This window comes from Acinetobacter sp. YH12142 (assembly GCF_013418435.1).
Lineage (GTDB): Bacteria > Pseudomonadota > Gammaproteobacteria > Pseudomonadales > Moraxellaceae > Acinetobacter > Acinetobacter amyesii.
Genome location: NZ_VPCB01000013.1, coordinates 1 through 26,728, shown reverse-complemented (window position 1 = coordinate 26,728; position 26,728 = coordinate 1). Strand labels below are relative to the sequence as shown.

The window sequence follows — 26,728 nt, the reverse complement described above, 5'->3', positions numbered from 1 at the left end:
GAATTATTCCTCATCGGTTGTATGTGCGGCACTGGCAGCACGAGGTGTTGTATTTGCAGTATTCGGTTGTTGAGTGGCACTGTTGTTCTGCTGAGCTGTTGGGCTCGCATTTGGATCGGCTGATAAAATATTAGAGCCGCTTGGTAACTCACTCGGTTTTAGACCCGCAGTCATGAGACCACCGCTAATTTGATGGCCTGCAGGACGAATTGGATTCTTTTTACGTGTTAATAACCAGTAGTCAAACATTGGTTTAGCAATTTGAGCAGCAGAACCACCGTGACGACCATTTTCCCAAACGACTGCAATCGCAATTTCAGGTTTTTCCGCAGGGGCAAAACCAACAAATAAACCATGGTCAAGCTGACGCTCTGTCAATAAGGACTCGTTATAACGTTTACCTTGGGCAATACTTTTAACCTGTGCGGTCCCTGTTTTACCTGCTATTTGATACATTGGGGTACGAATACCACGACCTGTTCCTGTTTGAACCACATCAATCATGGCATCACGCATTTTGATCCAATCATCTGGCTTACCATTAAATTGAATGCGACCATTCGGGGCGTTATGGACTTTGTGAACTTTAGCACCTTTACTCTCACGCAGAACGTGAGGTGTAACATGAGAGCCTTGATTGGCAGTAATGGCAGTCGCCATCGCCAGTTGTAATGGTGTTGCAGTAAAAGCACCCTGACCAATACTGACAGAAATGGTTTCACCTTTGAGCCAGTTGGACTTCCGTGTGCGAAGTTTCCATTCAGGATTTGGATATAGCCCAGTGCTTTCACTTGGTAAATCTACACCGGTTTTTTCACCGAAGCCAAACTGACGCATCCACGTATTCATTTTTTCAATGCCCATACGATAGGACAAGACATAGAAATAGGTATCGCAGGAAACGACTTGGGCTTTGTGTAAATTGACTGAGCCATGACCAGTTTTTTTGTGGTCACGGAAACGATGGCTGTCACCCGGAAGCGTGAAATAGCCCGGATCTGAAATGGCAGTACTCCAGTCCACTAGACCATAATGAATACCACCCAGACCAAACATCGGTTTGATCGTTGAACCTGGAGGATAAGCCCCTTGTACAGCACGGTTATATAAAGGTTGATCGAGGCTATCACGCAGTTCAGAATAATCTTTACTGCTAATGCCAGTAACAAATAAATTGGGGTTAAAACTAGGACTGGACACAAGAGCAAGAATTTCTCCAGTACGTGGGTCAATCGCCACAATTGCACCACGTCGATCTGCAAGCTGCTCTGAAGCGACCATTTGCAGTCCATAATCTAGGGATAAATATAAGTCATTACCACGAATCGGATCTTTACGACCTAGATGACGTAACACATTACCAAAGGCATCGGCTTCAACCGACTCATTTCCCGGCATACCGTGTAAAAGTTCTTCGTATGATTTTTCAACGCCAATTTTACCGATTAGGTTTGAGCCAGCGTATAAATCTTTATCAATCGTTTTTAGTTCTTTGTCATTAATACGACCTACGTAGCCAATCACATGGGCAAACAGTTCGCCATGTGGATAGTAGCGAGTCATTTGGGTCTCTATATTGACACCCGGAAATTGATATTTCACCTCACTAAAACGGGCGATATCATTTTCATTTAAATTCAGTTTAATCGAAACACGTTCAGTCTTTTTAGAGGTTTTAATTCGACTTTTAAAGCGTTCGATATCTTCAGATGTAAGCTCTAATAAAGGTGTTAGGCGCTCAACAGTATCATCGATATCTTCAACATCCGCACGGCTCATGGTTGCTGAGAAAACCGGATAATTATCGGCTAATAACACGCCATTACGGTCATAGATATAACCACGAGAAGGTGCAAGTGGTTGCAGTCGAATTCGGTTTTGATCTGCAGCAGTTGAAAAGGTCTCATAACTCTTGATTTGCAAATATGCATAACGTGCCACAAGCAACAGCATAAAGAAGGAGACAATCCCTATCGAAATCACCACGCGATTACGATAAATCCGCTTTTCTTGCTGGACATTTTTTAAAGGATAATGCTGCTTCATACGCGTTCGACTTAAAGACTGAGAGCTAAAATAACGGAAGAGGCATATTCTAGCGCAACTGACATTTTTTTGATAAATAAAAACGACTCTGCTGTGATTGCAGTCTATATTTTGACTTTGCAGACATGAAAAATATGGGGCTTTGTGTATAACAGTTCATATTATTCTGCTAAAGTCGAAACGTATAAAAAAGGAATATTCCAAAAAATAATACTAAGGAAGTTTGTGAAAACAATGAATAAATTATATCCATTGCTTGCATTTATGATGCTCGGAAGCATCGCACATGCCAATGACAATTCATTTTTACCTGAGGCAAAGTTAACAGGTAAGGGTTATCAACCATGGAATGTTGGAGCAGGTTTTACTCAAAAAATTATTCACGTGAATGGTGAGTGGGTAAACCCATATGGCATTGCCTATGCAAAAGCTGGTGTTTTCTTGAACGATGATAAAACACCTGGTGGGCAAGTCGGCTTTCGTTACCCCGTTCATTTCACTGGCAAAGATAAAAATGGTTATTATATCGGAGCTTATGCGGGCCACATCGACTCCAAGAAAGTAGATGATGAAGATGAAGCGCGTTTAGGTGGTGGTATCGATCTTGCTTATGTGATGTTGAGTGCCGAGCGTATTAGTACGTTTAGTGTAGGCTTGGGTGCGGGTGAAAAATTAGAAGACAAATCAGGTAATGTGATTGTGGAAACCGAACCGAGACTACAAATCTCATATACTTTAAGTTTTGGTTTGTAGTGAAAATAATCAACTTTATTTTATAACCGCACTCACTGAATAAAATTAAATATGGAAGTTATGCATGCTTGAGTACGTTAACGAATTGTGGCAAACCTTTTTGCAACGTCCCGATTTTTGGGCTGTGCTGAGTATTATCCCCGTTACCGCATTCGTTACCTGGGCACACGTTTGGATGGCACTGAAAATGGTGTTTTACCCGATTACTTTCTGGGGATTCCATTTAGGTCCATTACCCGTAGGATGGCAGGGGATTGTGCCAAGAAAAGCTGGACGTATTTCTGGCATTATTACGGATAATACATTGTCTAAATTGGGTTCCTTACGTGAGTTTTTGGATGCAATGGATCCTGAGGACATGGCGCGCATCATTGGTGAACAAGTTGGCTTTGAACTTGAGCATTTGATTGATGAAGTCATGCTAGACCGAAATGCGGTGCTTTGGGAAAACTTACCGTATTCGATTAAACGCCGTATTTATGCCCAAGCACATAAACAGCTGCCAAATACCTTAAAAGAACTCGTGACCGAACTGACCATGAACGTAGAGTCACTTGTTGACATGCGAGAAATGGTGGTGAGTCAAATGGAAGCGGATCGTCTCTTGATGGTGCGGATGTTCCTTAAAGTTGGCCAGAAAGAAATCAACTTTATTTGGCATATTAGTGCCTTGATTGGGATGTTCTTTGGTATCTTCCAGATGGTTGTTTGGTTTGTGGTGCCATGGCATTGGACGGTTCCATTTTGGGCCGCAATCTGGGGCTTTTTGACCAACTGGATTGCCATCTGGATGGTATTTAATCCAATAGAGCCGCACCCTGTTAAGTATTTGCAATTATTTGAATTAACTAAAGATCGTAAATTCCCTTGGATTAAACCTGTGATTCCACGTATTGGAACGTACAATGTTCAAGGGGCATTTATGAAACGCCAAGAAGAAGTTTCAGATGTATTCGCAAGTGTAGTCACAGAAGACCTAATTACGTTAAAATCTATCATGACCGAAATGATGTATGGCGGGAAGAAAGATAAGACTCGTCGCATTGTGAAACGTCATATTAATGAAATTATGGAATCTCCACTGGTTCGTACCTCATTACAGTTGTCTTTAGGTCCAAAAGAGTACGCAAAACTCAAGACAGACTTGATCGATCGCTCAATTGAAATTACGATGGTGCCTGTATGCGACCCTGCGTTTAATGCGAGCCGTGCACAGAAAATCTTTCAAATGTTTAGAGACCGTATTCGTGAGCTAACACCGAAAGAATTTCAAAATCTATTACGTCCTGCATTTCAGGAAGACGAATGGATTTTAATTGTCTTGGGTGGTGTAACCGGTTTTATCGCGGGTACAATACATTTGTTTGTGGCTTTCTTATAATTAGATGCTGGAAGACGATCTGAATCTTGGGTTCAGATCACTACATAGCGTCATATACAATGTTTAAAATGAGGATGTTTTTTTATGCGCATTATATTACTCGGACCACCTGGAGCAGGTAAAGGTACACAAGCTCAGTTGATCTGTAAGCGCTACGATATCCCACAAATTTCAACCGGTGATATGCTCCGTGCTGCGATTCGTGAAGGTACTGAATTAGGTCTACAAGCTAAAAGCGTCATGGACAATGGCGGCCTTGTATCTGATGAGCTTATTATTGGTCTTGTTAAAGAACGCATTGCTCAACCTGACTGTGTCAACGGCTGCATTTTTGACGGTTTCCCACGTACGATTCCACAAGCTGAAGCGCTTGAAAACGAAGGTATCAGCATCGATCACGTAATTGAAATCGATGTACCTGACGAAGAAATCGTTCAACGTTTATCTGGTCGTCGTCAACACCCAGCATCTGGTCGTGTATATCACACCGTTTACAACCCGCCAAAAGTGGAAGGTAAAGATGACGAAACTGGTGAAGATCTTGTTCAACGTCCTGATGACCAAGAAGCAACAATTCGTAAGCGTTTAGGTTCTTACCACGCTGAAACTGAGCAATTGGTTGGTTTCTACCAAGGTCGTGCAGCTTCTGGCGAAAACGCACCGACTTATGACAAATTAAATGGTCTTCGTCCAATCGATCAAGTTCAAACTGATTTGTTCGCGATTTTAGATCAGTCTAAATAATTCAGCTTTTTTGAATTTTTGACAATCAAAGAGTCCTACTGCATAGTGGGGCTCTTTTTTTATGTGGCTTTTAGGGCGAATCTGTTATGAAATTTGCTTTGGTTATAATGGTCATCATCGCTGTGGCGGTGTTATTGGGCTTATTATTTGTCAGCTTTAAAATTTTGCGTAAGGTGCAAGTGGAAGAAGCAGAGCAAGCTAAACTGAACCCTAAGCAATATCGCTTACATCCAAAGCTGCAGCAAGAGTTTGATAAAAAACAGAAAGAACAAGATAAAAATTAATCATCAATTTGATCAATTGATTCTTACAAATTCCATCTAGCCCGAAATTGAAGAGATTAATCTTCAATTTGGGTGGTTTTAATCGGTCTTAATGCACCAAACTCATACTTATCATTCCAATTACATACATCAGACACGATACATTCATCGCATTTGGGTTTGCGGGCAATACAACAATAGCGTCCATGTAAAATCAGCCAATGATGTGAATCGACGATAAATTCTTTAGGAATCACTTTGACGAGTCGGTGTTCGACTTCCAGAACATTTTTGCCGACAGCCAATCCTGTACGATTACCTAAACGAAAAATATGTGTATCAACGGCCATGGTCGGTTGACCAAAAGCAGTATTCAGCACCACATTTGCAGTTTTACGACCGACACCGGGTAAGGCTTCCAAATCTGCACGATTATTCGGAACGATGCTGTTGTGCTTCTCAATGAGAATCTTGCAGGCTTTAATGACATTTTCCGCTTTTGAGTTATACAGGCCAATGGTCTTGATATATTCCTTCAGTCCGTCAACACCTAACGCATAAATAGCTTCAGGAGTATTTGCTACTGGAAAAAGTTTATCTGTGGCTTTGTTGACACTGACATCTGTGGCCTGAGCAGATAGGGTAACAGCCACTAAAAGTTCAAATGGACTACTATAATTGAGTTCAGTTTTCGGGTTGGGGCGTTGCTCACGTAAGCGTTCAAAAAAAGTTTGAATTTGCTTCTTAGTCATGTTTTTAACAGCCATGATTAAGCCCCTTGCAGTTGTGTTAATTGTTGCGTGAGCGTATGGAGTAACTCACGTTTTTTTGCATCGTCTCGAACACTCAGTTGTTTTTCTAATTTCTTAATTTGTGTACGAATTTTTGCAAGTTCAATGGTGGTTTTTGCATCGAGTTGAACGACTGGCGTAGTTGTTTTTTCTACGACTTCAATGACCGGTACTGAGTCTGTCTGGGTCGAAAATTGGGCAAAAAGTTCCGTATCAATTTCTGCGCGTACAATAGGGCCTTTACGATGAATTCGGCGCTTTTCCTCACGCTGAATATGTGCATAGTAGCGGCGACGTAAATCATTCTGTTCTGCGATTCGAACAGGTTCAGATGGCACTTGATCAAGCTCTTCGACAAGGTCGATACAATCCACTGGACACGGTGGGATGCAGAGTTCGCAGCCCGTACATAAATCCGTCAAGACCGTATGCATCAATTTGCCTGAGCCAATAATGGCATCAACAGGGCAGGCACTGATACATTTGGTACAACCAATGCATTCATCCTCACGAATCACAGCTTTAACCCGTTGCGGGCGTCCATCACTTTGGATTGGCCAAACGCTGGCTTCTGCTGTTAAGTGTGGACGATTTAATAACGCTGCTAGTGAATCTGCCACAGGTTGACCACCGGGTATACATTTATTGGCTTCTTCTCCTTCACTGATGGCTTTGGCATAGGGTAAGCAGCCGTCTCGGTGTCCACAAAGTCCACATTGAGTTTGTGGCAATAGGGCATCAATTTGTTGGATGAGGGAAATTTCAGAAGTCATGGGTAGTCGCGAGTACAAATGAAGGCAGTGAAAAACCAAAGAGGACGTTGAATTCTAGCATGTTTCAGTATGAATTGCTGTGCGCAAAAATGGGTCTATAGATGCATCATAAATGAGCAAAATAATTCATTAAAACATTCCTAAAAGTAATAATATTTATAACTAAAATATCTGAATAATCAATTTAAATCGCTGTTCTTTAAAGAATTTAAAGATTTTTTAAAAAAACTATTGCTGATTAGTTACAAAAGATATTTAATATTTTGCGCCAAAATATATCTTTGATCAAAATTGTGATCAATTTTGATCCATACATCTGCTGAGGATTAAGTGTTGAAATATAACAGCCTTAACGACTTCCTAGACTACGTTAAAACACGTGATGAACATCAACCTGAATTTCTTCAAGCTGTTGAAGAAGTGATGACGAGCCTTTGGCCTTTCATTGAAAAGAACCCAGAGTATGCTGACTACGGTCTGCTTGAGCGTCTTGTTGAGCCAGAACGTGCGATTCAATTCCGTGTTTCATGGGTAGATGACAAAGGTCAAACTCACGTTAACCGTGCTTTCCGTGTTCAATACAACTCAGCAATCGGTCCATTCAAAGGTGGTATGCGTTTCCATCCTTCAGTGAACCTTTCAATCCTAAAATTCTTAGGCTTTGAGCAAACTTTCAAAAATGCTTTAACTACATTGCCTATGGGCGGTGGTAAAGGTGGTTCAGATTTCGATCCTAAGGGTAAATCTGAAGGCGAAATTATGCGTTTCTGCCAAGCATTGATGATCGAGTTATATCGTCATTTAGGTTCAAACACTGATATCCCAGCGGGTGACATTGGTGTGGGTGGCCGCGAAGTTGGCTATATGGCCGGCATGATGAAAAAATTAAGCAACGACACTGCATGTGTATTCACTGGTAAAGGCTTAACTTTCGGTGGTTCACTTGCACGTCCTGAAGCTACAGGTTTCGGTACAGTTTACTTTGCTGAAGAAATGCTAAAAACTCGTGGTGATAGCTTCAACAACAAAGTTGTGACTATTTCGGGTTCTGGTAACGTTGCACAATATGCAGCTGAAAAAGCAATGTATCTAGGTGCGAAAGTGGTTTCACTTTCAGACTCTAACGGTACTGTTTACGTTAAAGATGGTTTCACAACTGAACTTCTTGCTGAAGTAATGGAACTTAAAAACGTAAAACGTGGTCGTATTTCAGAATTCGCATCTAAGCACGGTTTTGAATACCTTGAAGGTCAACGTCCTTGGTCAATCAAATGTGATATCGCACTTCCATGTGCAACACAAAATGAATTGAATGGCGATGATGCTGCTGTACTTCTTGCAAACGGTGTAATCTGTGTTGCTGAAGGCGCAAACATGCCTTCTACTTTGGATGCTGTTGAGAAATTCGTTGAAGCGAAAATTCTTTATGCACCAGGTAAAGCATCGAATGCGGGTGGTGTTGCAACTTCTGGTCTTGAAATGTCTCAAAACGCGATTCGTTTGGGTTGGACTTTCGAGGAAGTTGACGAGCGTCTTCATGCGATCATGAAAGAAATTCACCGTAACTGCGTGAAATACGGTACTGAAGAAGACGGTACTGTGAACTATGTAAATGGTGCAAACATTGCTGGCTTCGTAAAAGTAGCTGATGCAATGCTTGCTCAAGGCGTTTACTAAGTTCTCCGTAAGTTGAACTGAAAACCGAGGCTCAAGCCTCGGTTTTTTTATGGCTTAATGGTTTGGAATATATTGGATTGTTAATTAGTGCTCATCAGGGTAAGTTGGATTTCGCTATCCATAACACTGAAGTGAAAATTTAAGGGTTGGTCGAGCAAACGTTTAAAAATGAAGCCCTGACCGATGTAACTGTGTGCTGAACTTCAGTGTACTCCCTACATCTCCTATAAAACGCAAAGTATGCTTTTCTACATCATAATTGTGGCCAATGTAATTACGGCCACTAAGAATGTCATACTGCCATCGTTAATTTGAGTGTGGTTTGGGGGGAGCGTTATTCTTTACGAGACCCGATTCTTTTGAGTTAATTGTTCTGCTTCAAAATCATGTAAATCAGTAATTCGCTGTATGCCTTTAAAAATATAGGTCTGTTGATTGCGATTCTTCAGGATGAATTCAGGCAGGGCATTTTGCTTTTGTAGTAGCTTTAAATTTACATCGCTAAAGCATTGGCTGAACATTACATCGTGATTTGAAAACTTTGCACGGCTGATTAGCGTTTGCAGTTGTGAAGATATAAAAAAACCGAGGCGATGACCTCGGTTTTTTATCGGCTGTAACTTACAACGTACCTTTTACGGCTTCACGTTCGACTGACATATCAAAAATATAGGCATATTTTGATTGGTCAGCAGCAGGGTTTTTACGTTCAAAACGTTTTACGCGAATAATTTGGCGTTCTGCAGGAGTGTGCTTAAAGCCTTCAATTTGATCGTAAAATAAAGTCCAGTCTTTATCAACTTGTGTTTTTAAGCCTTTTTCATCGTACTTCACTTCACGTACTTGTAAGCAAGTTTGTGGAGCAACACCTGTACATTGTTTGGTTTCAGGGCTGACTTCAAGGAAAATTGTTTCGCCTTGTGAGTTGTACTGGGTTTCAGGTGTTAATTTTCCAGTGAAAACCAGTTTCTCACCTGTTGCAGAAATAATCGTTAACGTTGGATTTTGTGGATCTGTGGTATTTAAAACAAAAGGTGCTTTACGGTCACTAAAGAGTGAAGATGCAAGTCCTTCTTGTTTCATCGCATTATCAGGACATGCCATCATGGTAGATGCAATGTTGCCTGTTACAAGTGTATTGTGTTCCACTTTCCATTGGGTTGACATGCTATTACAGCTGGTTGAAATACCCAAAGTGCCATTTTCTAGAAAATTTAAAACCAAAGGTTTTGGTGCATTTTCAGTGGTGGTGCTCCATTGATATGAAGCTAAAGTTTTATCAGCATTTTGTTGTTGTAATACGCTCACGGCTAAATCTCCAGCTTTTTGGATATCGCTTGATTGACATGCTGCAAGGACTAAAGGGAAGAGGGCGATCGCTAAATATTTTAATTTCATTACGCTAACTGTTCTAAGTGAATTTCAGCCTGTAGCATAACCCATTCATTTTAAAAGAATATGAATACATTCAGCTCAAATAAGTAGCAAAATGTATCCATAAATAATAATTTGTTAACTTATTAATATAAATTATGAATAAGTCAAGCTATCAAGTTTATTTCACGTTTAATCAAAACGATAAATATCCATACCCAGCGAACCCATACTAAAGCTACTGTGAACAATAGAGAAGCGGGGGCCTGCACCCATCGCAAAGAAGATGGGTGCAAAATGTTCAATGGTCGGATGGTTGCGTTGTACAAACGGGATATTTTGCCAATCGAGAACTGCATCAAAATCTTGATGAGTGAGCTTATTGACCACAAAATTACGGAATGTAGATGCCCACTCAGGCACGGTTGCTGCACGTCCATCCCAAGCCAATTCACGTAAGTTATGAGTAATACTGCCCGATCCAATCAACAGGATTTGCTTGTCACGTAAAGGTGCGAGCGTTTGTCCAATTTTATAGATCTCTTGCGCAGACATAGTCATCGGCAGCGATATTTCAATCACAGGAATGTCTGCATCAGGATACATATGCAACAACGGCATCCAAACGCCATGATCACGTGGACGAGTGCTGTTGGCATGTGCCGATAATCCTGCATTGGCAAGTAAATGAAGAATTTCTTCTGCAAGCTCTGGGTTACCCGGTGCTGGATAACGAATATCATAAAGTTCCGCAGGGAAACCACGGAAGTCATGCCAAGTTTCAGGACGGGCACTGGTACTTACTTCTAGTGCGTTACTTTCCCAATGTGCGGACATGATAATAATGGCTTCCGGTTTTGGAAGATTCAGGCTTAAACGTTCCAACGCAGGACCGACTTGCTCAGGATTGATGGCAAGCATAGGTGAGCCATGGGAAATAAATAAACCTGGAAGTGTATGTAAATTCATCGCGGTCGCCGTTGGTTGTTTAAAGGAATATGATGATCATGCACTATATTATTCAGCGTAACAATTCGGATAATTTCAACGGTTTGTTTCATTGTTGCAACGCTGTAACTGCTGTATACGCTGGATGTTAGTTCGGATTAACCCGCACGATGGTAAGGGTGATTATGATTAATACTCATTGCACGGTATAGCTGTTCGATGAGCATGACACGAACCATTGGGTGTGGCAAAGTTAGTTTAGACAAAGACCAATGCCATGCTGCTGCTTTACGTACCGCCTCAGAATGTCCATCTGGCCCACCAATGGCTAAAACCACATCATTGCCTTCAAGCATCCAGCCTTTCATGGTTTCAGCTAGTTTTTCGGTACTAAACTCACGACCACCGACTTCTAAGGCGATCAGCACTTCATTCGATTTCATGGCATTTAAAATGCTGTCACCTTCAATTTGACGGTATTTTAAAATATCGGCTTCAGAGTCGTTCTTGCCACGTTTAGCCATAGGTAATTCAATGATTTGCGTTTGAACAAATGGCTGAATACGTTTGAAATAATCTTCAAAACCCGTCAGAACCCATGCTGGCATTTTTTGACCGATTGTCAGAATACGAATTTTCATACAGCGCCTGAAAGTATACAAAAGAGCATTATAACGGTTCGCTTGAGCTTTGTATGTTCAGACACAATTTGCAATTGAAATCGTGTTCTGCTTGCTGTTTAAATACGCAGCATAAACAGATTAGATCAAAGATGAAAATTGGAATAATAACAATGAAAAAAACATGGCAGGACGGTAAATTATTTTTGCTCAAGCAAGCAGCAATGCTTTCAATTTTTGGATGGTGTTCATTTGCGGCGTATGCCAACAATATTAGAACGGCTGAACCGGATAATTTAAAAGTCTATTTAGAGCAAATTATTGGTAATGAAGCTGAATATCGTAACTATAAGAATATTCAAGAGTTAAACCGGGTGTCTGCTTGGATTCGTGAGCAGATGCGTTTATTTGGTGTGAATTGTCGTTTTCAAACCTATACCGTAAACAGCCAACCATACCGTAATGTGGTCTGTCCCTTAAATGCAGGGCATAGCAACCGAGTGATCATTGGCGCGCACTACGATGTATTTGAGGAGCAGCATGGCGCTGATGACAATGCTTCTGGCGTTGCAGGTGTACTCGAAGCTGCTCGGATTCTTTCGGCTGAAAAAGCGCGATTAAAACAAAATATTGAATTTGTATTTTATACCCTTGAAGAGCCGCCGTATTTTAGAACAGAGTCGATGGGCAGTTTTATCCATGCAAAATCGGTAGCAAAGGAAAAGGATAAAATTTCAGGTGTATATATTCTGGAAATGATTGGTTATTTTGATCCCAAAGTCACCCAAGAATATCCAGTTGGACTGAAATGGATTTATCCATCGCATACAAATTTTATTGCATCGGTGGGGAATATTCAGTCTCGTGACTTAACTTCATCGTATTGTGCGGCGATGGAGTCTTTGAAGCAACTACAATGTGAGCGCTTGATTTCACCTTCATTTATTCAGGGTGTGGATTTTTCAGACCATATGAATTATTGGCAATTTGATATGCCAGCGATGATGATCACTGATACGGCATTTTATCGTAATAAGCACTATCACACCGAGCAAGATACCTTGGATAAATTAAACTTAGACAAAATGGCTCAAGTGATCGATGGTTTGGTGAAAACCATCTTAAATTTGAAATAGCATGTCTTTAAACACATGACATAAAAAACGCAGCCCCGAAAGCCTGTGGACTGCGATAAAAGGTCATCTACCTGGAGATGTAGATGACCATCCTGTTCCAATGATCATCACGCTTTTAGACGTGATTGGAACCAATAAAGAAACATACAGCGCGTATATCTCTCTACTATATATGTGGGATAGAGGGCGATATTTCAAGTAATAGCATTCAAATTTTGTAAGACTTTCTTATTGACTATTCTTAATCTTGATGTCGAATTTGAAATAGTAATCCAATCAAAAGTTGTAGCTGTTGTCTTGAGTCTTGTCATAGCGAAGGATTTGAATGAAATTTTTCGAATATTTAGTTGAAAGCATGAATGAAAAAAAGCCCTGTCGAAACAGGGCTTTTTTCTTTTATTGCGAGTTGCTAGCGCTTAGTGACGAGCAGCTTTTCCACCTTCAGTTGCTTTGACAATCGGTGTCTTTGCAAGAGGTTTAGGCATATCAACTAAGGCTAGAGGTAAAATCTCATCAATCGATTTCACTGGTTTAATTTCTAGACCTTCTTTGACATTGTCTGGAATCTCAGTCAAGTCACGAACGTTATCTTGTGGGATAAAGACAAGCTTAATGCCACCACGGTGAGCAGCGAGAAGTTTCTCTTTTAAACCACCAATGCGCATTGCACGGCCACCCAGACTGGTTTCACCAGTCATTGCGATATCTGGACGAATTGCAATGCCTGTAAAAGCTGAAACAAGAGCGGTAGTTAGGGCTAAACCAGCAGATGGACCATCTTTCGGTGTTGCACCTTCTGGTAAATGCACATGCACATCTGTTTCTTCAAAGCGAATCGCTTCAATACCCAGTTCATCTGCACGGGTACGTACAACGGTCATCGCTGTTGTGATCGATTCTTTCATGACATCGCCAAGAGAACCGGTGGTAATGAACTTGCCTTTACCTTTCACTGCTGCAACTTCAATTGTTAGTAGTTCACCACCAACAGATGTCCACGCCAAGCCGTTTACACGACCCACTTCAGCTTCTTCTTCGGCCATACCGAAGTCGAATTTGTGTGGACCTAAGTAGTCAGGAAGATTTTTCGAATTCACTTCAATTTGAAGATTTTTCGCTTTCTTGCTCACTGCTTCTTTTACCACTTTACGTGCAATTTTAGACACTTCACGTTCTAAGCTACGGACACCGGCTTCACGTGTATAACGTTGTACGATATCGCGGATGGCTTCTTCGTGAACGGTTAATTCTTTCGCACGTAGACCGTTGTTCTTGATGGCTTTTGGAACAAGGTAACGTTCAGCAATATTCACTTTTTCATCTTCGGTATAACCCGGTAGACGAATCACTTCCATACGGTCAAGCAAAGCTTCTGGAATATTCATGCTGTTTGCAGTGCAGATGAACATCACTTCAGAAAGGTCTAGATCAAGATCTAAATAGTGATCATTGAACTTACTGTTTTGTGATGGATCGAGGACTTCAAGCAATGCTGAAGCAGGGTCACCACGGTAGTCTTGCGCCATCTTGTCGATTTCATCGAGTAAGAACAGTGGGTTCTTTACGCCAACTTTTGTCAAAGACTGCACAATTTTACCGGGCATCGCACCGATATATGTACGACGGTGACCACGAATTTCAGCTTCGTCACGCACGCCGCCAAGCGCCATACGGACAAATTCACGACCAGTCGCTTTGGCAACAGATTCACCGAGTGAAGTTTTACCAACACCTGGAGGACCAACTAAGCACAGGATTGGACCACGAAGTTTTTTCACACGTGATTGAACAGCAAGGTATTCCACGATGCGGTCTTTCACGTCGTCTAAACCATAGTGATCGGCATCAAGAATATCTTGAGCTTTCGCAAGGTTAATGCTGACTTTGCTGGCTTTGTTCCAAGGCGTATCTAAAATAACTTCTAGGTAGTTACGCACGACAGCAGCTTCGCTTGAAGCAGGTTGCATCGCTTTTAGCTTGCGGAACTCATTTTCAGCTTTTTTACGTACATGTTCAGGTAAATCGGCTTCAGCTAGACGTTTTTCAATTTCTGCAACGTCATCTTCAGCACCGCCATTCATGTCAGAAAGTTCGCGTTGAATGACCTTCATTTTTTCATTTAAGAAGTATTCACGCTGATTCTTTTCCATTTGGCGTTTTACAGAATCATGTAAGGTTTGCTCAATTTGCTGTTCTTCTGACTGTTGTAATAAGTAGGTCATGAGTTCAGCTAAATGTGCTTCAAATTCATCATGCTCTAAGAATTTTTGTTTGACATCAATATTCAAAGGCACGCGTGTTGCTACGAAGAATAATAATTGCAGTAAATCATCAATTTTATTGGCTGCTGCAATCAATTCACGTGCATTACGCAGTTTTGCTTCTGCATATTGAGCAAATAAGGTACGTAATTCTTCGACACGGTTATTCTGAGTTTCTGAGTCTACAGAAACCGTCATTGGGCTTAATGAATGCTCGGCAGTCAGGTAATCATCGGCATCGATAATTTTTTCTAGCTTGGCACGATATAAGCCTTCAATCAGTACTTTTATACAGTTTTCATCATTCTCATGATTCACAACTTGCACAATCTTCGCGACAGTACCGTATTGATATAAATTGTCGTGATCAATTTCTTCTGTAAGCGAATCTTTTTGTGCAACTACGAATACAAGATTGTCACTGTCACGTGCGACATTGACTGCATTGATCGACTTTTCACGACCCACAAACAGTGCAATTTGCATGTGAGGATATACAACCACATCTCGTAGCGCTAAAAGCGGTAATACGCTCGGAATTGTAGTTTCCAAGCTTTCTTCATTCATAATAATCTCAGACATGGGCACTCCTAATGAGTGACAACGGTGTTGCCATGTTTTTTATAGTGATGTGTATTTTTTAAATTACAAGGGTCATGCCAATTAAAATGTATAAAAAATGACTAAATATGTGATTTTTAAGTGTAACTCAGCGTCAAAAATATCAAATTAACGTTTGAAACTTAAAGTTTGAGATGGGCTGATAAAGCCATCTAGCGGTTGATCCCATGCTTCTCGGACTAAGGGGTCTTGGATGAGTTGAAAATCGTGACCAAGTCCTAAACGGTAGGGTATAGAGTGAGCTGTTGCTAATGTTTTATCGTAGAAGCCACCCCCCATGCCAATACGTGTGCCGTACTTGTCGCAAGCGAGCAAGGGCATGATTAAAAGGTCAAGATGAGAAACATGCTTCCCACGACTCGCCATAGGCTCTTTCATGCCGAGTGGGTGATGAGAAAAACGTTTGTTGATGTATTGATGTCGTGAGATTTCAACCCAAACCAGTTGCTGATTCATGTTGCAAATCATGGGTAAATACACGTGTTTTTGATGCGCAAAACAATAGTGGATGATCTTTTGAGTGTGAATTTCACCGAATGCATGTAAATACACGCCTATATGCTGACTGCGCTGAAAATGACTGAGTCTGACTAAACGCTGGAGGACTTGTTGTTCAGCTTGTCGTTGGGTCCATAGGTTTAGGCTACGACGCTGCTTGCGGAGTTGTTTACGAAGGCTGGTGGTGCTCAAAGTCATGATTCATTTCAAAGTAGCACAAAATTCTTAAGGCATTTTAACGCGTTCAAGCTTAAAAGTCCGAAAAAATAGGTTTTATCTTTTTTATATAAAGCGTTCCTTAAACACTAGTTAGCTTAAGGAACGCATACTTATTTAAGGTTTTTTTATACCAAGAATTTGCACATCAACACGGCGGTCTGCTTGTAAGCAAGCTTTTAAGGCATTTCGATCTTGCACATCAAAACAACCATTGGTTACAGGCTGAGTTTCACCTGCTGAAGCGAAACTTAATTTGTCAGCAGCAATCCCTTGGTTCATTAAGTAATTTTTGACAGTTAGTGCACGTTGCAATGCAAGTTGCTGATTATATTTTTCACTGCCTAAACGGTCGGTATGTCCGGTAAGCTTAATCATATCAATACGTGCATATTGGTTATTAAGTTTAGTTGCTAGTTCATTCAAGCTTGATTTACCTGCAGGAAGTAAATCATTTAGTTTGCCACCATTAAATTTAAATAAAGAATCGGCAGCTAAATTTATATTATCTAAACTTGGTTCAATTGGTTTTATCACATTTTTTAGAGCATTTTCTCTAATCGGGCAATTATTAATCCTAGTGCCATCATTATTCAATATAACGGGTTTGCCTTTATTATCAACTGTAAGTAATAAGTTATTCAAAAGTGACTTTTCGTTTACACAATAGCTAACTGAATAATTTTCACAATGATTTGTACAATTTTTCAATTTAAATTGGTATTCGCCTTCTTTTAAATAAAAATCAGCAGAATTATTAATATAAAAATCTCCCGCTTTAAAGTCATCTATATAGAGTTTAGTTGCACATTTTTGGTCTTTAGCTTGATCATCTGCGCATAATTTTTCATCACGTTGCACATGTATTTTGTATGCATCAATAGTATTGTTTTGAAACAACAAATTATCTGGTTTTGCATACTTATTTACGCCAGGAAAAGTTGAACATGCGACAACTGAGCGTCCACAAGTTGAAGTGACTGTGACACCGAATGGTGACATCGTACAGACTTACCCTGATGACACCGATCCATCCACAATTACGCCTGACCAAATTACGGTTAAAGATCCAAATGGCAAAGACATCGTGGTTGAGTTTGGTACACCTGAGACTCAACCAGACGGTTCAATCACGGTAACGGGTAAAGTGCCAGAGGACGTTGAAGGCAAAGTTACGGTTAATGTACCAGAAGGTTCATATGAAGACACTTCGGGTAACCTGGGTCTACCAGGTACAGGCAACGAAAACATCAATATGGTTCCGCCTGTAGCAGAAGTGACGATTACACCAGATGGTAACATCACTGTGACTTATCCTGATGATGTTGATCCATCGACAATTACAGAAGATAAAATCATTGCTGAAGGTCCAAATGGTCCAATCGAAGTACCATTTACGCCGCCAGTGGAACAACCAGATGGCTCATATGTGGTGACTGGTGAAGTACCTCCGGGTGTTGATGGTAACGTTACGGTAACTGTCCCTACAGATAGTTATGAAGATAAATCAGGTAGTCCAGGTGAGGAAGTAGATAAAACTGTCCCAGTGGACAATATCGCTCCTGAAGTTGAGACAACCCAAGTGGTACGATAGAAGATCAAAGTGTGACATTAACATGGGCGCATTTTGGTATTTCAGATGCAAATACAGCAAATGATCAGCTTGTTATTACGGTAACAAATCTGCCAAAAGACGGTGTATTGACAATCGTAGATGCTGCTGGGAATAAAACACCAATCATCGTGGGTCAAACACTATCTTATGCTGATATTAATGCCGGAAAAGTTGTATTTGCGCCAGATGCTAACGAAGCTTCAGCAACTGACGGCGGAGTATATGCAGGCCTAGAATTTAATGTTTCTGATGGTAAACATGTGACTTCAGGTGAATTGGAAATTGTTGTTGATGCAGTGGCAGATAAGCCTTCTTTAACATTAGATTTATTAGATTGGAGCCCAACGGCAGTTAATTTAAATATTCAAACTTGGAATAATCTTAAAACTGTTACTGTTGATGGAAAATCTTATAATTTATTGCAAGGTAATGGTAATGGCATGCCAGCAGATACCTTGAGAACGGTTTTTGAATACTTAACCAGTTCGAAAAATACAACTCTTCCACCTGCAAGCACGAGTGAAACTACAAGTTTGGTTGATTCAAGTGTAGCAACCTATGAAGGCGTTGCAATTACAGGTTATGTGTATTTGGAAGCTGGGCATACTTATAGCTATAAAGGTAAAGCAGATGATAGTGGTATGTTGATTATTGGAAACCAAGATCCTGTATTTGTGAGTTGGGGAGGCTTGAGCCAATCGGTAGACCTTAGCTTTACCGCTAAAGAGTCAGGGTTCTATACCTTTGATTTCTACATGCATAACCAAGCAGGTCAGGGTAACTATGATTTCCAATTAATCGATCAGTCACATGGTGATAAGATAAGTTATTATCCTAGTCTTGATGCTGCTGTATCAGATCTGAATAATTTTTATCAACAGACTAATTCTTCTGTGGAATGGCAAGTATCTGATTTGATTCAAGGAAGTAGTAGCGATAAAGATCAAAATGGTTTCCATAGATCATATTTCAACCTAAGTGGTGAAGTTGGAGAGGATATCTCTCTAGGATTACTTAATACGAAATTGAATGACCAAGATGGTTCTTAAAACTTAACACTGAATTTCTCAGGCTTGGTTGAAGGAATGCAAATTTACGCTGTTACTATAGATGGAACTCGAGTATTACTCGGAACTGCAGATACAAATGGTAATTTAAGTTTTGTCGCTGATGGCATGATTATCGAAGGTTCAAGCTTAGTGGCGATTGCACCACCAAGTTTGGTTGTTACAGGTAATTCTTTACAGTTGAATGTGAAGCTTGAATCTGTTGCAACTGAAAAATCGAATGGTTCAACTGCAAGTTCAGAATTAGAGTTCGGTGTAATTTTGTATCCTGCTTCTGTAACAAACGCTGCACCTGAAATTGAAATATTGAACCAGAAGTAGTCACAGTTGGTGCAGCTGTTGCCGGTCAAAAAATTGCTGCTTATGCTGCATCGGATGCAGATAATGATAGTCTGACTGTGACATTTGCTAATGGCTCGACAGTTAGTGCCGACGGTTTCTATCAATTATCAGTGGCTGATCAATCTGTAACCTTAACTCAGAAAGGTGCGGATCAGTTAAATTCAGGTGCTGCACTACCTTCGATAAGTCTTCAAGTTACTGATGGTAAGGTTACAACTCCTGTAACTGGCAATGCTGAACTCATTGAGTTAAAAGCAACATTAACAAGTGAAATTTCGGTATCAACTTCAACATCAGGTGGAACTGGTGGTGGTGCGTCAAGTTCAGTGATTAACGTTCCAAACCTAGGCACGATTTATAAAGATGCACAAGGTAATTATGTTTCTAATGATCTTGTTGCGGGTGCGAAAATTGTAGATATTGCTGCACAGATGCAAGCTATTATCAATGATCCACAGTATGGTAATGATTTCAATAAAATTAACGATGCGCTAAGAATCTTTACTAATTTGAAAAGTGAAATTAACGTTTCTGAAATTATTATTATCAATTGGGAGAAAATTAACAAAGTTCTGACTCAGAATGAGCTTGGGCTTAATTTCTCAAATAGTTTCCCTAAAGACTTTGGAGGTCAAAAAGGTACTCCGAGTGATTGGATTGTATTTGATGAAGCGTATTCAGGTGAAAAATATCCTGTCAATTCAATGATTTTAAACAACTCTGATACAACCAACTATATTGATGGTTTTAACTTAAGTATTACGGGTGTCCAAAATGTAAGTGGTTTCCAAATTAATATGTTGGAAGGTGTACTATTTACGGATGGAACTCAAATTGCTAAGACAGGTGAGAAAAATCAAAATGGACAGGATCAACTTGGTGTAGTAGCTCCGGAAGCAGACGCTCCAAAGAAAGTTTTACAATTTACTTTACATGCAGAAGTTTTAAATGATGCAGAGGAAAATGTGAATGTAAATGGTGTGAAATTTAAATCTGCTGCTCTTGATGCTTTAGTTGATGCCAAAGTTTCGGTAAATGATATATCAGTAAGCAAAGATTCAGATGGGTATTATGCTTATCAAGGCACTTCAAGTAGTCAAGTTGAAGATTTTGTAGTGAAAGTTACAGTCCCTGAAACCTCAATTCAAGATGTAAATGTACTTACAACCCAGCTCGAAACAGAGTTAGGAAACAGTAACAATGTGCTTCCTATTCAGGAAACAGTGACTGCGACAGCATCGTTTGCGATGTTCTCATTAGAAAGTGAAAGTTTACTTATTGGTGATGATATTGTTTTTGACCTTCTTGCAGATGACAATTTGGGCGGTAATACATTAACAACAGTAAATGATTTTTCTATTGCTGACCAAATCGATATCTCTTCATTACTTTCTGACGATGCAACTGAAGCGAATCTCGCAGAGTTTGTAACAGTAGAATATGACGAAGAAACTGATTCAGCTGTGATTTCAATTGACCGTGATGGCACATCAGGTCTGAAATACGAATCACAAGATCTCGTGGTCTTACTCAATCAAACGAGCAAAGTCGAACTAGATGACCTAATCAACAATAATCAAATTATTTACTAATCATTTGATGAACTAAAAAAAGCACCTTCGGGTGCTTTTTTTTGCTTCCAAAAAAGTGAATGCAGATTGAAGACTTGGTTTTAATCAACAACTCATCGGAATTAAAACAAATACGCTATATCTACACTTGTATATTTAATAAGCTTTCTTTGCGCTAAAAAAGCGACACTTATCTGATGGCTTTGGTCAAAAGGTATGCATAAAAACAAATGAATGGACAATAAAAATGGAAAAAAATCTCTGGATCAGGACACTTCTTTGTATGACAGTTACGGTGTCGCCACTTATTTTCGCAGCGACAACCACTGCACCCGTTCCACCCAATAGCCAGCAAGTCTTTTTTGTCGGCAATAATTGGGATGGTACGGTTACAGTGATCAATCCTGCAAAAAACTATCAGAAAGTTGGTGTCATCAATATGGTGCCCGACAAAAAACAACGCCTCACTGAAATTTACCTCAACCCAGTAAAATTAATCGCTTATAGCTATATTCGTAATACGGCAGGAGAGGGAAATGATCAATTGGTCGATGACATGTATTCCACACCAGATGGCAAATCGGTAGTTGCATCACGCCCAAGTTTTGCAGATGTAGTCTCGATTAACATAGCAACGGGGAAAATCAATTGGCGCACACCCGTTGAAGGATTTCGAGCAGACCATATGGCGGTTTCACCCGATGGACAACAAGTTGCTGTTTCAGCATCTTCAGGTAATGTCGTACATATATTCGATATCAACACAGGCAAAGAACTGGGACGTTTTGCGACGGGCGATAAACCACATGAAAATATCTATTTTGCCAACGGTACTAAAATCCTAAATTCAGCCATTGGTAATGTCGAAACAGCCATGGATGCTTCTTGGCAAGACTTTACCAAAGGCAAACGCTACATCACGATAGCAGATGCTCAAAACTATAAAGTCCTCAAAAAAATAGATTTTAGACCTGCTTTAGATGCCGTAGGACGCAAAGACTTATCAAACTCAGTTCGACCGATTGTATTTAGTAAAGATGAATCCAAAATCTATGCGCAGGTCTCATTTTTTAATGGTCTGGTCGAATATGATCTCAATCAAGACAAAGTCACGCGCATTGCACAGCTTCCGGGAAGTACAACGATTCCCTCAGATCGCACGAAATGGGTGAATGACTCACGCCATCATGGGCTTTCCATCAGTGGAGATGGTGAAAAACTATGTGTCGCAGGAACCATGGATGATTATGCCACTATCGTCGATCGTAAAACTTTGACTGCAGCCAAATTGATTGCTGCAGGCAAACCGTATTGGGCAACGCAAAGCCCAGATGGTAAACGCTGTGTAATTTCTGAAAGTGCGACAGATGCAGTAACCGTGATTGATTTTGCAACAGGTGAAAAAGTCATCACAGTTCCAGTTGGCAATCACCCACAGCGTGTTCGTTTGGGTTATGCGCCAGCAGGATGGGGCAACTAATAATTTAGATAAAATTAAATAAAAAGGTAAATTCAGAGTCAAATCGGCTCTGAATTTTTTAAATATCAGAAGGTGTCTAGAGACTGCATCATGAATAAAAAATGGATTGTTTTAGGTTTGACGTTTAGTTTAATTTTATGGTTGATGATTCAGTTTTTAAAACCACGGCAGCAGGAGGTTCATGAACAGCTACCTTTAGATCAGCAAAAAGTGTCCGAAACACATTCAGATCAAACCACGGAAAATGTTTTACAGCATTCAAGTTCCAAACCCAAACAAGAAAGACAAGATAATGAAACGCACACCCAGTTATTACAGCAACGTGAACAGGTATTTCAACAATTTCAGCAAATAAACACACAGATGAGTCAGGGGCAGCAGCCGAATCAAAATCAAGTACTCGCTTTACTCGAGCAGCAATACAGATTGGTTGAAAAAGGCGTCGTGAACGTGGATGAAGCTATTTCATCTATTCAATATTTACGCCAAATACTTCCCGAAATGGATCGATTTTTAGATGGGCAGCAAGCTAAATTGGAACAACTCAAAAATTGAATAAGGCGGATTAAATCAGCTTTTGAAGGTGAACAAACTTGAATAAAAATTTTTAACTGATGTTACGCAGTAACATCAAAGCGCAATTTGCTTCAAATAAAACAACGATACGCGGTAACGTCATCCGCAAGTGTTTAAGACAGGACTACTTCTAATCAAAAATGTTTTTGTGATGCTTTGAATAATTTGACGGTAGTGAACGAGTTTTGCGGATGACAATGGTTTTGGGTACTTTTGCCGAAACAAAAGTATCTCCAGCCGAAGGCTAATCTCTTTATTTAATCCTTAGATGTAAGACTCCGTCGAATAGGCTTAAAATTATTTTAAAAATGCGAAATTACTTTTATGTGCGTAACATCAGTTTTTAAGAAAAGAACAGGAGTCGAATAGCGCAGAAATAGAATAGTGAATTTTTTAGAATATTTTTGAATTGAGTTGAATGCTGAAAATTCATTTAATGACTTGGAAGATAAACACTCCGAAGATGCCGCTGCAAATGTCGTGACCCTGAACCCGATGAGTTCAAGGTGGACGCGACGTACACTCGCTGGGTTTCCCACTCGAGGAGGGCATACGCTCAGAATATACAGAACACATCCATAAGTTTAAGTATCGGCAGGGGATTAGACCTAGCTGGCGAACACCTCAGAGATGTGCTCAGTATAACGAATTCAGCGTTATTGGCAAATCACCAAACACTGACAAAGTGTTTAAAATGAAGCAATCGGGCAAAGTATAATCACTAAACCACCGATTAATCAGTCAATTCTTCAACTTGTTCCAAAATATTTTGCAACAAAAGTTCGCAGTTTGCATATTCTTGCAAACTCTTATTCATCGACAGGACTTCTTGCATTAACTCAAGTGCGACCATAATGATCAACTTGCTTGGTTCCATACGTGGCGCTTTACGACGAAATTCATCGTATTTGTCATTCAGCAGCTGCGCTGCACGTTCTAAATCTGCTTGTTGGTCAGAAGTCGTTGCTAAACGGAAACTATGACCTAGAACTTTTAAATCAACTGCAATTTGTTCACTCATGATCAAACTTCCTCATTACTTTCAGCCGGATGTGCCAATTGTTGAATTTCTTGTGCATGTTGATCTTGAGCAGTACCTAAAATTGCTAAACGTTGAATAATCGCTTCAACTTTGGCCTTGGCATGTTCATTTTTTTGTAGCAGACGTTCACGTTCTTGCTTTAAACCTTGAATTTCTTGCTGAGCATGACGTTGTTCATTTTGCATTTTTTCTTTGACGATACGTAACTCATTACGCTCTGCCAAAATTTCCTGAAAACGATTTTTTAGATCAGTACAGCTTTTTTCGAGGCGGCTGTATCGGTCAGCCAAAGCAGTTGCATCAGTATTGAGCTGTTGAAGTTGAGCACGTGAATCAGTTAATTGCTCATTCAGTGTTTCAATTTCTTCTTGTTTCGAGGTGATAATGCCGTTCTTATGTACAATTTGAGCATGATGCTGCTCATTAGATGAGTTTTTCTCATCTTGTAAGGCACCATTTTCGCTTTCAAATTGCGCCAGTCGCGTTTTTAAAACGCTAATATGCGCTTGGAGACGCTGTAATTCTTCTAACATAACGTAGTCGCACAGTCTTGCAAACAAAGGTAATATATACGAAGTATAGAGATTGGATAAGCGAATGCAAGACGATATTTCAGGTTGGTCAGATTGGTCCCAGAATTTTTCTAAAATTGAAGAAATTTCAAGCCCAAGTGAGTTACATGGTCTACTCACCGGTATAGTTTGTGTGTCACAACCACCGAGTCGTGAAGAGTGGCAACAAATTTTAGCAACGCTTGATGTTGCTGAATTAGACGAAGATGCATTGGCATTGTTAACTGAAGAAGCAGAAGATGTAGCTCATTCACTTTCAGATGATGAACTCGACTATCTTTCTTTATTACCAGATGATGATCACTTACTGGGTGAGCGTGTGCAAGCCTTGGCAGACTGGTGTGCAGGTGTGGTTCTTGGTTTTGGTTTGGCGGCAGGACATCTGCGTACCAATGAACAAGAATTGATTGAGCATTTACAAGATGTCGCTTCAGTTGAGTTTGAAGATTCAGATGATGATGAAGAAGGTGAAGAAAGCTATCAGGAATTATACGAATTTGTTCGTTTAATCCCAGTAAGCCTGTCTATGGGACGTACCAAAGTTGATGTTTCAGAAACACCGTTGCTACAACTGAGTGCTAAAAATTCATCGGCTCAAGCGGGCAATGTGGTTGAAATGTTCACTCCACACCGTCCAAGTTAAGGCATTCTTTTTGCATTAATAATTAATAGATGATGGACTCTATCTAAGGAGTTCATCATCCTATTAAATCAATCATAGTCCAAACGTATAAGAAGCATATCCATGAAGAAATTAACTCAAGCAGATTTTCAGGAACGTCGTGACATCCTTGCAGGTGAAATGGGCTTACGCAGCATCGCAATTATTGCCACGAGCAAAGAAGCCATGCGAAACCGTGATGCCGACTATAAATTCCGTGCTGATAGTAGTTTCTTTTATTTAACAGGTTTTGCTGAACCTGAAGCGGTTGCAGTGATTGAAACCTTTGATAGCGAAGAAGAAGGTTATAGCTATAGTTTGTTCTGCCGTGAACGTGACCGTGAAATGGAAATTTGGAATGGTTACCGTGCGGGTATTGATGGCGCGATTGATGACTATGACGCGGATGAAGCCTTTGCTATCGATTTATTAGACGAAGAAATTTTAGAAAAATTACAAAATAAAGATAAATTATTTTACCGTATCGGGCAGCAAGCAAATTTTGATGCTCGTGTGGCGCAGTGGATTGCAGCTGCAAGCGGTGAATCACGTAAGGGTGCAAGTGCGCCTGCACAAGTCATTCAACTGGACCGCATTATCGATGAAATGCGTTTGCATAAGTCTGATGATGAACTCGAATTGATGCAGATTGCTTCGGATATTTCAGCAGAAGCGCATACCCGCGCCATGCAAACAGTCAAACCGGGCATGATGGAATATGCACTAGAAGCAGAACTGAATTATGTCTTTGGTATAAATGGCTGTGTACCGTCCTATAACAGCATCGTTGGTGGTGGTGAAAATGGCTGTATTTTGCACTATGTGGAAAATGACAAAGAATTGAAAGATGGTGATTTGGTACTGATTGATGCAGCGTGTGAATATCAACTGTATGCCTCAGACATTACCCGTACTTTCCCTGTTAACGGTAAATTCAGCCCTGAACAAAAAGCACTTTATAATGTCGTGCTCGATTCGCAAATTGCGGCGATTGATGCTGTGCGTATCGGCAACTCGTATAAAGAACCGCATAACGTTGCAGTGCGTATTTTAGTTCAAGGTTTGCTTGATTTGGGCATCATGCAGGGAGATATTGACGAAATCATCGCAAAAGAAGGTTATCGTCAGTTCTATATGCATGGCACAGGCCACTGGCTCGGTATGGACGTGCATGACGTTGGTTCATATAAACAAGACGGTGAATGGCGTGCCTATGAAGAAGGTATGGTCGTGACTGTTGAGCCGGGGCTTTATATTGCGCCAGATGATGAAACTGTTGATGAAAAATGGCGTGGTATTGGTATCCGTATTGAAGATGATGTTGTAGCAACTCAAAATGGTCCACGTGTTTTAACCGCTGCAGTGGTGAAATCTGTAGAAGAGATTGAAGCGCTGATGGCGAAAGCGAAAGCCGCTTAAGTTTATACAGTATTTAAAAAAGCCGATCATTAGATCGGCTTTTTTTATCTACAAGCAGTCTTATAAATACTAGTTATATAGACAAGTGTAATTAACAATGGAGTTGATTTTATGATGTTAATTTTTTACAAAAATTAGATATAAGTCTTTTTAAATTAGGGTGTGTTGACATTTACAGCCGATAAATTGAGCTAAAGAGGCAACCATATAAATATACAAGCTAAAGCAACAGCGCTTTGATAGTTACGTTTTAGCTTATCGTATCTTGTGGCAATTCCTCT

Annotated in this window: 25 protein-coding genes, 1 other RNA gene and 1 pseudogene; 14 read left to right on the top strand and 13 right to left on the bottom strand. The window is 40.2% G+C overall.

The window, feature by feature from the left end:
* Nucleotides 1-3 precede the first annotated feature (3 nt).
* A complete protein-coding gene (mrdA, locus tag FTU77_RS11085) occupies nt 4-2,046 on the bottom strand; it encodes a penicillin-binding protein 2 (RefSeq protein ID WP_180055796.1) in 2,043 nt (680 codons plus the stop codon).
* 234 nt (nt 2,047-2,280) lie between these two features.
* Here mrdA and FTU77_RS11080 point away from each other — a divergent pair, with 234 nt between their 5' ends.
* The 4 genes from FTU77_RS11080 to FTU77_RS11065 all read left to right on the top strand — a co-directional run bounded on the left by FTU77_RS11080 (nt 2,281) and on the right by FTU77_RS11065 (nt 5,208).
* Nucleotides 2,281-2,799, top strand: coding sequence for a hypothetical protein (locus tag FTU77_RS11080; RefSeq protein WP_180055795.1), 519 nt, complete (start codon nt 2,281-2,283; stop codon nt 2,797-2,799).
* A gap of 64 nt (nt 2,800-2,863) precedes the next feature.
* Nucleotides 2,864-4,180, top strand: a complete 1,317-nt coding sequence (locus FTU77_RS11075; RefSeq protein WP_078189867.1) for a hypothetical protein — start codon at nt 2,864-2,866, stop codon at nt 4,178-4,180.
* 84 nt (nt 4,181-4,264) lie between these two features.
* Nucleotides 4,265-4,924: an adenylate kinase gene (adk, locus tag FTU77_RS11070; protein WP_078189866.1), complete on the top strand. Its 660-nt coding sequence runs from the start codon at nt 4,265-4,267 to the stop codon at nt 4,922-4,924.
* Between the two features lie 86 nt (nt 4,925-5,010).
* Nucleotides 5,011-5,208 (top strand): hypothetical protein, encoded by a 198-nt coding sequence (locus FTU77_RS11065; RefSeq protein ID WP_180055794.1) that lies wholly within the window; start codon nt 5,011-5,013, stop codon nt 5,206-5,208.
* 56 nt (nt 5,209-5,264) lie between these two features.
* Here FTU77_RS11065 and nth read toward each other — a convergent pair whose 3' ends face one another.
* Nucleotides 5,265-5,954, bottom strand: coding sequence for an endonuclease III (nth, locus tag FTU77_RS11060; RefSeq protein WP_180020700.1), 690 nt, complete (start codon nt 5,952-5,954; stop codon nt 5,265-5,267).
* Between the two features lie 2 nt (nt 5,955-5,956).
* The gene (locus FTU77_RS11055; RefSeq protein ID WP_180055793.1) at nt 5,957-6,751 is read right to left on the bottom strand and encodes an RnfABCDGE type electron transport complex subunit B; all 795 of its coding nucleotides are present in this window, start codon (nt 6,749-6,751) and stop codon (nt 5,957-5,959) included.
* A 330-nt stretch (nt 6,752-7,081) separates the two neighbouring features.
* On the opposite strand from FTU77_RS11055, the gene gdhA reads away from it, so the two are divergent.
* The gene (gdhA, locus tag FTU77_RS11050) at nt 7,082-8,428 is read left to right on the top strand and encodes an NADP-specific glutamate dehydrogenase (protein ID WP_373685822.1); all 1,347 of its coding nucleotides are present in this window, start codon (nt 7,082-7,084) and stop codon (nt 8,426-8,428) included.
* Between the two features lie 621 nt (nt 8,429-9,049).
* On the opposite strand, the gene FTU77_RS11045 is transcribed toward gdhA, so the two are convergent.
* The 3 genes from FTU77_RS11045 to rlmH form a co-directional block, all read right to left on the bottom strand.
* Complete coding sequence (locus tag FTU77_RS11045; protein ID WP_180040690.1) at nt 9,050-9,826, bottom strand: META and DUF4377 domain-containing protein; 777 nt, start codon at nt 9,824-9,826, stop codon at nt 9,050-9,052.
* Between the two features lie 168 nt (nt 9,827-9,994).
* Nucleotides 9,995-10,771, bottom strand: a complete 777-nt coding sequence (locus FTU77_RS11040; RefSeq protein ID WP_180055791.1) for a dioxygenase — start codon at nt 10,769-10,771, stop codon at nt 9,995-9,997.
* A 137-nt stretch (nt 10,772-10,908) separates the two neighbouring features.
* Nucleotides 10,909-11,391 (bottom strand): 23S rRNA (pseudouridine(1915)-N(3))-methyltransferase RlmH, encoded by a 483-nt coding sequence (gene rlmH, locus FTU77_RS11035; RefSeq protein ID WP_078189858.1) that lies wholly within the window; start codon nt 11,389-11,391, stop codon nt 10,909-10,911.
* A 152-nt stretch (nt 11,392-11,543) separates the two neighbouring features.
* Between rlmH and FTU77_RS11030 the strand changes: the two genes are divergently transcribed.
* On the top strand, nt 11,544-12,506 hold the full coding sequence (locus tag FTU77_RS11030; protein ID WP_373684069.1) for a M20/M25/M40 family metallo-hydrolase: 963 nt from the start codon (nt 11,544-11,546) through the stop codon (nt 12,504-12,506).
* Between the two features lie 416 nt (nt 12,507-12,922).
* On the opposite strand, the gene lon is transcribed toward FTU77_RS11030, so the two are convergent.
* From lon to FTU77_RS16030, 3 genes are all read right to left on the bottom strand, one after another.
* A complete protein-coding gene (gene lon, locus FTU77_RS11025) occupies nt 12,923-15,349 on the bottom strand; it encodes an endopeptidase La (RefSeq protein ID WP_180055790.1) in 2,427 nt (808 codons plus the stop codon).
* Between the two features lie 147 nt (nt 15,350-15,496).
* Nucleotides 15,497-16,084: a 5-formyltetrahydrofolate cyclo-ligase gene (locus FTU77_RS11020; RefSeq protein WP_180055789.1), complete on the bottom strand. Its 588-nt coding sequence runs from the start codon at nt 16,082-16,084 to the stop codon at nt 15,497-15,499.
* A 135-nt stretch (nt 16,085-16,219) separates the two neighbouring features.
* Entirely contained in the window at nt 16,220-17,104 is an 885-nt protein-coding gene (locus FTU77_RS16030) for an OmpA family protein (protein WP_257223627.1), read from the bottom strand.
* Between FTU77_RS16030 and FTU77_RS11010 the strand changes: the two genes are divergently transcribed.
* From FTU77_RS11010 to FTU77_RS10985, 6 genes are all read left to right on the top strand, one after another.
* The gene (locus FTU77_RS11010; protein WP_180055788.1) at nt 17,085-17,696 is read left to right on the top strand and encodes a hypothetical protein; all 612 of its coding nucleotides are present in this window, start codon (nt 17,085-17,087) and stop codon (nt 17,694-17,696) included. The genes FTU77_RS16030 and FTU77_RS11010 overlap by 20 nt on opposite strands.
* 11 nt (nt 17,697-17,707) lie before the next feature.
* Nucleotides 17,708-18,766, top strand: a complete 1,059-nt coding sequence (locus FTU77_RS11005; RefSeq protein ID WP_180055787.1) for a cadherin-like domain-containing protein — start codon at nt 17,708-17,710, stop codon at nt 18,764-18,766.
* A 36-nt stretch (nt 18,767-18,802) separates the two neighbouring features.
* Nucleotides 18,803-19,105, top strand: a complete 303-nt coding sequence (locus FTU77_RS11000) for a hypothetical protein (RefSeq protein ID WP_180055786.1) — start codon at nt 18,803-18,805, stop codon at nt 19,103-19,105.
* A gap of 77 nt (nt 19,106-19,182) precedes the next feature.
* Complete coding sequence (locus FTU77_RS16110; RefSeq protein WP_180055785.1) at nt 19,183-20,718, top strand: type I secretion C-terminal target domain-containing protein; 1,536 nt, start codon at nt 19,183-19,185, stop codon at nt 20,716-20,718.
* 262 nt (nt 20,719-20,980) lie between these two features.
* Nucleotides 20,981-22,177: a YncE family protein gene (locus FTU77_RS10990; protein ID WP_257222264.1), complete on the top strand. Its 1,197-nt coding sequence runs from the start codon at nt 20,981-20,983 to the stop codon at nt 22,175-22,177.
* A gap of 90 nt (nt 22,178-22,267) precedes the next feature.
* Nucleotides 22,268-22,732 carry a hypothetical protein gene (locus FTU77_RS10985; RefSeq protein WP_168378083.1) on the top strand — a complete coding sequence of 155 codons (465 nt, stop codon included), beginning with the start codon at nt 22,268-22,270 and terminating at the stop codon, nt 22,730-22,732.
* Between the two features lie 472 nt (nt 22,733-23,204).
* On the opposite strand, the gene ssrS is transcribed toward FTU77_RS10985, so the two are convergent.
* The 3 genes from ssrS to FTU77_RS10970 form a co-directional block, all read right to left on the bottom strand.
* A non-coding RNA gene (gene ssrS / locus FTU77_RS10980) (6S RNA) lies at nt 23,205-23,387 on the bottom strand.
* Nucleotides 23,388-23,486: 99 nt separating this feature from the next.
* Entirely contained in the window at nt 23,487-23,774 is a 288-nt protein-coding gene (locus tag FTU77_RS10975) for a cell division protein ZapA (protein ID WP_168378082.1), read from the bottom strand.
* 2 nt (nt 23,775-23,776) lie between these two features.
* Nucleotides 23,777-24,328 (bottom strand): hypothetical protein, encoded by a 552-nt coding sequence (locus tag FTU77_RS10970; RefSeq protein WP_180012162.1) that lies wholly within the window; start codon nt 24,326-24,328, stop codon nt 23,777-23,779.
* A gap of 64 nt (nt 24,329-24,392) precedes the next feature.
* On the opposite strand from FTU77_RS10970, the gene FTU77_RS10965 reads away from it, so the two are divergent.
* Together FTU77_RS10965 and pepP are read left to right on the top strand one after the other, a co-directional pair.
* Nucleotides 24,393-25,010, top strand: a complete 618-nt coding sequence (locus tag FTU77_RS10965; protein ID WP_180055783.1) for a UPF0149 family protein — start codon at nt 24,393-24,395, stop codon at nt 25,008-25,010.
* Nucleotides 25,011-25,112: 102 nt separating this feature from the next.
* Nucleotides 25,113-26,447, top strand: a complete 1,335-nt coding sequence (gene pepP, locus FTU77_RS10960; protein WP_168378080.1) for a Xaa-Pro aminopeptidase — start codon at nt 25,113-25,115, stop codon at nt 26,445-26,447.
* Nucleotides 26,448-26,638: 191 nt separating this feature from the next.
* Here pepP and FTU77_RS10955 read toward each other — a convergent pair.
* Nucleotides 26,639-26,728, bottom strand: a pseudogene (locus FTU77_RS10955) (IS5/IS1182 family transposase); the annotation flags it as partial.